Genomic DNA, 7,574 nt, shown 5'->3' with positions numbered 1-7,574 from the left:
GACCAGCGTCACCGAGAAGATCGAGATGATCGCGCCGATCGCCACGATGGTCCCTGGCCACGCCGAGCCGATGATGTTCTGGAGGATGGCGGCGAGTCCCGCATCCTGGTTCGCGAACTTCTCGGGCGCCTGTGCTCCGAGGGCCGCGAGGCAGGTCAGGACGTAGAGCAGCACGATGATCACGAGCGCGAAGATGATCGCGAGCGGGAGGTTCCGCTTGGCGTTCTTGGCCTCCTCCCCCGCCGTCGACACCGCATCGAGGCCGACGAACGAGAAGAAGATGATGCCGGCACCGCCGACGATGCCCGCGAACCCGGCCGGCGCGAAGTTGTGGAAGTGGTCGGCGTTCCAGCCCGTGAAGGCGACGGCGCAGAAGAACAGCACGACGGCGATCTTGACGATCACCATGATGCTGTTGACCGTGGTCGACTCCCGCGCCCCGCGCAGGAGAAGCAGCGAGCACAGCACGATGACGATGACCGCGGGGATGTTGACGATGCCGCCCTGCTCGGGAGCCTGGGAGAGCTGCACCGGGAGCTGCCAGCCGAAGAGGTTCTGCAGCAGCTGGTTGACGTACTGCGACCATCCCACCGCGACCGCCGCCGTCGAGACGCCGTACTCCAGCAGCAGGCAGGCCCCGACCGCCATCGCCGTGCCTTCGCCGAGGGTCGCGTACGCGTACGAGTAGGTGGAACCCGACGCCGGGACCGCCCCCGCCATCTCGGCGTAGCAGAGCGCCGTGAGGCCGGCCACGACGCCGCCGATCACGAACGACCAGATCACCGCCGGTCCGGCGACGGGCACGGCCTGGGACAGGATGAAGAAGATGCCCGTGCCGAGCGTCCCTCCCACGCCGATCATCGTCAGCGAGAACAGGCCGATGCTGCGCTTCAGCTGCCCGTCCTCGACCTCGGGGGGCGTCGTCGGTTTTCTGCGCAGCAGCTGCTGGGCGATCGTGGGCATACCAGTCTCCTTTGATTGGTGGGGGGTCGGAGTCGGCCGCTGTCGTCGTGCCGATTCAGCCTAGGCGGGTCACGCGGAACCGCTCGACTCGCTGATCGGCGGCGCCGCGGACGAACCCGGACGGTGAGGCTGCGACTGCGTGGAGGAACGCGACGGTCTGCGCCGTGATCTCCTCGCCGGGGATGAGGTTCGGGATCCCGGGCGGGTACGCGGCGAGGGTGTCGGCGGAGATGCGGCCGACGGCGTCCGCCGCGGGAACGAGCTCCGTGGCGGCGAAGAAGGCCTCGCGCGGCGACATCCGCAGCGGGCCGGGCTCGGGCAGCGCAGGGAACCCGTGGTCGGCCGCCCTGGAGCGCTGGGCCCGCGCGTCCTCGGAGTCGACGGCCGCCGCGAGCGCTCGGTGCGCGCGTTGCAGATCCGGCGTCTTGCCCGCGCCGATGAGGGCGACGAGGGAGGTCGCGGTCGACATCTCGAAGAAGATCCCGTCCGTGTCGGCGAGGCGCTGGCGCAACCAGTGGCCGCTGACACCGGCGTTCGACACGTCGATCGCGACGCGCAGCGGATCGACGGCGACGATGTCGTCGAAGGCGCCGAACCCGTCGCTGAGGACGCCGAACCGCGGGTCGTCGCGCAGCGCATCCCGGAACGCGTCGGCCGCCGCGATCGACCCGCCGATCAGCTCGGCGCCGGTCGCGAGGGAGTGCCGGGCGATGTCGAGCGAGGCTTGCAGCAGCGCGGACGTCGAGGTGGAGGCCGTGATCGAGACCGCGCGCTCGACCAGCGGCTCCAGAACGTCCGCGAACGGGCCGTAGCCGAGGTGCAGCATCGCGGACTGAGTGAGCGAGCCGCCCAGCTTGTGGGTGCTCGAGACCACGAGATCCGCGCCGAGACGCGCCGGCGATTCCGGGAGCTCGGGGTGGAATCCGAAGTGCGGTCCCCACGCGCCATCGACGATCAGCGGTGCACCGTGTGCGTGCGCCACACGGGCGAGCCCGGCGACGTCGGCGACGGAGCCGAAGTAGCTCGGCGAGACGATGTAGACCGCGTCGGCCGCGCGCCCGTCGGCCGCCGCTGCGGTCAGCGCATCATCGAGCGCCGCGGGCGAGACGCCGTGTGCCACGCCGTGGTCGGTGTCGAGGGAGGGGAGGACGAACGAGGGCACCAGTCCCGCCGAGAGGACGCCGTCGCTGAAGCTCGAATGCGCGCTGCGCTGCGACAGGATGTTCTCGCCGAGGCCTCGGACGGCCAGAGCGGCGATCCGGTTGCCCTGGGACGCGCCGCCGGTGAGGAACCAGGTGCGTCGCGCCCCCCATGCCTCCGCCGCCAGGTCGAGGGACCGGCCCAACGGGGAGTCCTCCCCGAGATCGATGTCGTCCATCAGCATCGGCACGTCGAGCTGCAGCGGACGCTCGCCGATGAATTCGGCGAGCCGGGCGCTGAGACCCAGCCCGTCGCCTCCGTGCCCCGGAACCATCAGCGGGATCTGCTCCCGTGCGGCGTGACGGTCGAGAGCGTCGGCGTACGGCGTCTCCCACTGGCGGAGGTCCGCCGTGGGCGCGAGCGGACGGACGCCGTCGACCGGGGAGGGACGTGAGGAGGCCATTGCTCCATCGTGAAGGCCGCCGTCCGCCGGGAGAATACCCGGAACTTCGGCTTGCCCACATACACTGTATGTGGCTGAGCGCTCCACGTGCGCGTCACCGACAGAGGGACGGGAGCATCCCATGGCCGATCTGCGGCAGTTCGAAGCGCTCACGGCCGTGCACGCGGAGGGCTCCGTGTCCGCCGCCGCCCGCCGGCTCGGCTGGGGTCAGCCGACGGTGGACTACCACCTGAAGAACCTGGAGCGCCTGGTCGGCTGCCCCGTGCTGACCCGCTCGCCCCGCGGCAGCAGGCTGACACCCGTCGGTGTGCTCCTCGCCGAGCGGGCGCAGGAGGTCCTGACCCTGAGCGCGCGGGCGATCCGGGATGCGCGGGAGTTCGGCGAGCTGGGGCGGGTGCGGCTCCGGTTCGGGACGTTCGCGACCGCCGCGGCGAGCGTCCTGCCGTTCGTCGCCTCCCGCATCGGCGACCTCGGGATCGAGATCGACGCGCTGCTGGAAGAGGTGCCGGCGCTCGTCGAGCAGACGAATCGGGGAGCTCTGGATGTCGCGCTCGTCTACACCGTGCCCGGCTACGAACTCCCCTTCCGCTCGGGCGTGGTGACCACCGAGGTGCACCGCGATCCGCTCATGCTCGCCCTCCCGGTCGGCCACCCGCTTGCGTCGCGTCCGTCGATCGATGTGCCCGCGCTCCTGTCGCTGCGGGACGAACGCTGGGTCTTCGCGACGACGGTGGACGACCCGATGGACCGCATCGTCGTCGACGCCTTCGCCGCAGAAGGTCACACTCTCGACGTCGCGATCCGGACGGACGAGTTCCAGGTCCTGCTCGGGATGACCGCCGCCCGGATGGTCGTGGGCCTCATCCCGCGCCTCGCCACCACCACCGAGCACCCCGGGATCGTCCTGCGGCCGATCAACGACCCCTCGTTCGCCCGCTCCATCCTGGTGGCGACCTCGGCGGAGGATGCGTCCCGCCACCCCTCGCCCGCCGTGCGGCAGCTGATCGCCGCCATCCGGGACGGGTTCGCCGCCGTACGGTCGGCGTCGCGGGGCGAGACCCCTTGAGCGTGACGTGAAGCGGAGGGCGTGGGATTCGAACTCTAGCCGGGCTCTTGTAACCAGGGAACCTAGCGCAGGAATCCGCGAAAACTCGGGTGTTTTAGGTGACCCGGGCGTCCTTGGGTGCTCCCCGATTTCGTTGAAATGTTGTCAAATGGTTGTCACGCGACGGCGGAGCAGTTGCCCGCCGTTCGGTAGGAACGGGATCCGATCGCAAAGCACTCCCGCCGCTACTATTCAGCACTCAGTGTATAGTCATCGGATGCTGACCCTTGCAGACCGACTTGATGTGATGAACCGGCTCGGCCGGGCGATGGCCGATCCCACTCGTTCGCGCATTCTTCTGACCCTCCTTGCCGGCCCGAGCCACCCAGCCGAGCTCGCCCGCGAGCTGGGGCTCTCACGCTCGAACGTGTCCAACCACCTCACCTGTCTGCGCGGATGCGGCATTGTGGTAGCCGAGCCCGAAGGTCGCCAGACCCGATACGAAGTCGCCGACCCACACCTTGCCCGCGCCCTGAGTGCACTGGTCGACGTGACGCTCGCAGTCGACGAAAGCGTGCCGTGCATGGACCCGGACTGCGGCGTTGACGGTTGCCTGGCTGGAGAGGCAGGAGCATGAGCGCGGTCAAAGGTTCCCAGCTCGAACACGTCGACCTGGACGACGATGACGACGACCGGCCTTGGTATCGGAGCCCGAGCGTCCTGATCCCAATCGCATCCGGTGTCGCGTTCGTCGCTGGTCTGGTGTGCGAATGGACCGGCGCTCAGACCGCCGGCCTGGTGCTGTTCTGGATCGGTCTGCTGCTGGGTGCGTACACCTTCGTGCCTGGTGCGCTGCGCAGACTTTTCACCAAGGGCAAGATCGGCATCAGCCTACTGATGACGATCAGCGCCACCGGCGCGGTGATCCTCGGCTACGTCGAGGAGGCCGCCGCATTGGCGTTCTTGTACTCCATCGCGGAGGCGTTGGAAGACAAGGCGATGGACCGAGCGCGCGCAGGTTTACGGGCGCTCTTGAAACTCGTGCCCGATACCGCATTGGTCAAACGCGGCGAAGCCACGGCCGAGGTCGAGGCGAAAACCCTGCGCGTCGGTGACATCCTCGTGGTACGGCCCGGCGAACGGATCGCCACCGACGGAATCGTACGAGCCGGACGGAGCAGCCTGGACACTTCCGCCATCACGGGCGAGTCGATCCCGGTCGAGGTCGACCCCGGCACCGACGTGTCGGCCGGATCGATCAACACCACAGGCGTGCTCGAGGTCGAGGCCACTGCGGCCGGCACCGACAACTCACTCACTACAATCGTCGAACTGGTCGAGCACGCGCAGACCGAGAAGGGCGACCGAGCCCGCCTGGCCGACCGGATCGCACGACCCCTGGTCCCCGGTGTGATGATCCTCGCCGTGGTAGTCGGCGTTCTCGGATCGCTGCTCAGCGGTGACCCCGAGTTGTGGATCACCCGCGCCCTGGTCGTGCTCGTCGCCGCCTCGCCGTGTGCTCTGGCGATCGCCGTGCCGGTCACAGTCGTATCCGCGATCGGCGCCGCCTCCAAGTTCGGCGTCGTCGTGAAGTCCGGGGCCGCGTTCGAGCGGTTCGGCGGCATCCGCCACCTCGCCGTCGACAAGACCGGCACCCTGACCCGCAACGAGCCCACCGTGACCCGCGTCGTCACAATGGGCGCGACCGAGGATGAGGTACTGGCCTGGGCGGCGAGCCTGGAAGGTCACAGCACGCACCCTCTTGCCACAGCGATCACCAGCGCGGCACCCGACGCCCCCGCCGCTGAAAACGTCACCGAGACCGCCGGGCACGGCATCCAGGGCACGCTGAATGCTGCTCGTCTCGCGGTAGGCAGCCCGAGGTGGCTGGATACTGGCACGCTGGCCGATGAGGTGCAGGCGATGGAGTCAGAGGGAATGACCGTCGTCATCGTCCACCGCAACGACCAGCCGGCCGGGGCGATCGGGGTGCGGGACGAGCTCCGCCCTGAGGTACCCGAAGTGATCGCCGCGCTCAACCGCCGCGGGATCGGAGTCACGATGCTCACCGGCGACAACGCCCGCACCGCCGCGGCACTCGCCGCACAGGCCGGCATCAACGACGTGCGCGCCGAGCTTCGTCCCGAGGACAAGGCCACCGCCGTCACGGCACTGTCGAAGTCCCACCCCACCGCCATGATCGGAGACGGCATCAACGACGCGCCGGCTCTCGCTGCCGCCGACGTTGGCATCGCGATGGGAGCCAAGGGCGCCGATGCCGCGATCGAATCCGCCGATATTGCCTTCACCGGCCACGACCTGCGCCTCATCCCACAGGCCATCGCCCACGCCCGTCGCGGACGTAGCATCATCAACCAGAACGTTGTGTTGTCCATCGCAATCATCGCGGTCCTGCTGCCGCTGGCGATCACCGGCGTTCTCGGGCTGGCTGCAGTCGTGCTCGTGCACGAGGTCGCGGAGGTCATCGTCATCCTCAACGGGCTCCGCGCAGCACGGCGGGAGAAGGCATGACGGGCTCCGCCCCCACACCGCCGGGCGCGGAATCCGTGAAGCTACGTTCCCACAACACCGAAGGGACGAGTGTGCGGCGGGCGTTGTTCCTGCTTGCCTGCGGCGTCGCCGGCGGCGCAGTGCTGATCGACCAAGGCACCAAAGCCCTCGCCGCCGCCCAGCTCAGCGAAGTAGGCCGCATCCCACTCCTCGGGGACTGGCTCGGCTTACAGCTCGCATTCAACCCCGGCACAGTCATGTCCCTCGGATCCGACTCAACGTGGATGCTCACCATCATCGCGACCGTGGCCTCCGTCGCTCTACTCATCGCTGCCACGCGCGTCCGCTCGACCGGGTGGGCGGTCGCGATCGGGCTCCTGTGGGGCGGCGCAATCGGCAACCTCCTCGACCGACTATTCGCCCCTCCCGGATTCGGTCGCGGACACGTCACCGACTTCCTCGCCTACGGCAACCTCTTCATCGGCAACCTCGCCGATATCGCCCTCGGCGTCGGTCTGGGTCTCGCACTCCTGCTCTACCTTCGACGTCCGCACCAGACTAGGAGGTAACGACGATGGCCGTCGAACACAGGAATCACAACAGCGCGACGGCGGGCTCATGATCCTGTCGTCGGTACTGCAGGCGATCGGCCTTTTCATGGCCACGAACATTGACGACATCATTGTGCTCTCACTGTTCTTCGCCCGAGGCTCCGGCCAGCGGGGAACCACAAGCCGCATCCTGATCGGACAGTACCTCGGATTCATCGGCATCCTGGGCGCGTCCGTTCTTGTGGCACTCGGCGCTGGAGCGTTCCTCCCACCACAGGTCATCCCCTATTTCGGACTAATCCCGTTGGCGTTGGGTCTGCGGGCTGCATGGCAGGCCTGGCGCAAGCGCGAAGACGACGATGACGCAAAAGTCGAGGGCAAGAAGGTCGCTGTGTGGACCGTCGCCGGGGTGACCTTCGCAAACGGCGGGGACAACATCGGCGTCTACGTCCCGGTCTTCCTCAGCGTCGGCCCAGCAGCCACCGTTGCATACTGCGTCGTGTTCCTGGTCCTGGTCGCCGCCCTCGTTGGCCTAGCCAAATTCGTCACCACCCGTCGACCGATCGCGGAACTCCTCGAACGATGGGAACACGTCCTGTTCCCCATCGTCCTCATCGGCCTAGGCATCTTCATTCTCGTGAGCGGCGGCGCTTTCGGCATTCCGACGTAGATCCTACGTATCCAGTCCCGATCGACCCATCGAACCACCCGGCCCGGCAAAACCTGAATGGAGCCGCGGGCGGCCCCGTGTTGTTGGGTTGTTCGTCTGCCTGGCCGTCGATCGTAGTTCGCTCCCGCGGCTGCGTGCCGGGCTTTCGACGCTTCTATGTTTGTCAACTTGTCTCGGGTGCGGCGTAGAGGGTGTTGAGGGTCCGATAGAGGTGTCGGGCGAGGTAGCGCT

7 protein-coding genes are annotated in these 7,574 nt (G+C 68.2%); 5 read left to right on the top strand and 2 right to left on the bottom strand.

The features are described 5' to 3' along the window. The coding region (locus tag BGO91_RS09780; protein ID WP_290472572.1) for an amino acid permease at positions 1 to 963 on the bottom strand (963 nt) is incomplete at its 3' end. 55 nt (positions 964 to 1,018) lie between these two features. Further along, positions 1,019 to 2,566 carry an amino acid decarboxylase gene (locus BGO91_RS09775; RefSeq protein WP_290472571.1) on the bottom strand — a complete coding sequence of 516 codons (1,548 nt, stop codon included), beginning with the start codon at positions 2,564 to 2,566 and terminating at the stop codon, positions 1,019 to 1,021. A 121-nt stretch (positions 2,567 to 2,687) separates the two neighbouring features. Here BGO91_RS09775 and BGO91_RS09770 point away from each other — a divergent pair, with 121 nt between their 5' ends. The 5 genes from BGO91_RS09770 to BGO91_RS09750 all read left to right on the top strand — a co-directional run bounded on the left by BGO91_RS09770 (position 2,688) and on the right by BGO91_RS09750 (position 7,343). After that, positions 2,688 to 3,632 carry a LysR family transcriptional regulator gene (locus BGO91_RS09770; protein WP_290472570.1) on the top strand — a complete coding sequence of 315 codons (945 nt, stop codon included), beginning with the start codon at positions 2,688 to 2,690 and terminating at the stop codon, positions 3,630 to 3,632. A gap of 256 nt (positions 3,633 to 3,888) precedes the next feature. Further along, positions 3,889 to 4,248, top strand: a complete 360-nt coding sequence (locus BGO91_RS09765) for a metalloregulator ArsR/SmtB family transcription factor (RefSeq protein ID WP_290472569.1) — start codon at positions 3,889 to 3,891, stop codon at positions 4,246 to 4,248. Next, positions 4,245 to 6,143: a cation-translocating P-type ATPase gene (locus tag BGO91_RS09760; protein WP_290472568.1), complete on the top strand. Its 1,899-nt coding sequence runs from the start codon at positions 4,245 to 4,247 to the stop codon at positions 6,141 to 6,143. Before BGO91_RS09765 ends, BGO91_RS09760 begins: the two co-directional genes overlap by 4 nt. Beyond that, positions 6,140 to 6,691, top strand: coding sequence for a signal peptidase II (locus tag BGO91_RS09755; RefSeq protein ID WP_290472567.1), 552 nt, complete (start codon positions 6,140 to 6,142; stop codon positions 6,689 to 6,691). Before BGO91_RS09760 ends, BGO91_RS09755 begins: the two co-directional genes overlap by 4 nt. Before the next feature lie 49 nt (positions 6,692 to 6,740). Continuing rightward, positions 6,741 to 7,343 (top strand): cadmium resistance transporter, encoded by a 603-nt coding sequence (locus BGO91_RS09750; protein ID WP_290472566.1) that lies wholly within the window; start codon positions 6,741 to 6,743, stop codon positions 7,341 to 7,343. Positions 7,344 to 7,574: the final 231 nt, after the last annotated feature.

Origin of the sequence: Leifsonia sp. 71-9 (assembly GCF_001898805.1) — a bacterium.
Lineage (GTDB): Bacteria > Actinomycetota > Actinomycetes > Actinomycetales > Microbacteriaceae > Leifsonia.
The sequence above is the reverse complement of the archived record's forward strand: the minus strand, read 5'-3'. Positions and strand labels throughout refer to the sequence as shown.

What these genes read in the sequence shown, in the direction of transcription:
- BGO91_RS09775 (WP_290472571.1), bottom strand. Translation starts at nt 2,566, where the DNA reads ATGGCCTCCTCACGTCCCTCCCCGGTCGACGGCGTCCGTCCGCTCGCG.
- BGO91_RS09755 (WP_290472567.1), top strand. Translation starts at nt 6,140, where the DNA reads ATGACGGGCTCCGCCCCCACACCGCCGGGCGCGGAATCCGTGAAGCTA.
- BGO91_RS09765 (WP_290472569.1), top strand. Translation starts at nt 3,889, where the DNA reads ATGCTGACCCTTGCAGACCGACTTGATGTGATGAACCGGCTCGGCCGG.
- BGO91_RS09760 (WP_290472568.1), top strand. Translation starts at nt 4,245, where the DNA reads ATGAGCGCGGTCAAAGGTTCCCAGCTCGAACACGTCGACCTGGACGAC.
- BGO91_RS09770 (WP_290472570.1), top strand. Translation starts at nt 2,688, where the DNA reads ATGGCCGATCTGCGGCAGTTCGAAGCGCTCACGGCCGTGCACGCGGAG.
- BGO91_RS09750 (WP_290472566.1), top strand. Translation starts at nt 6,741, where the DNA reads ATGATCCTGTCGTCGGTACTGCAGGCGATCGGCCTTTTCATGGCCACG.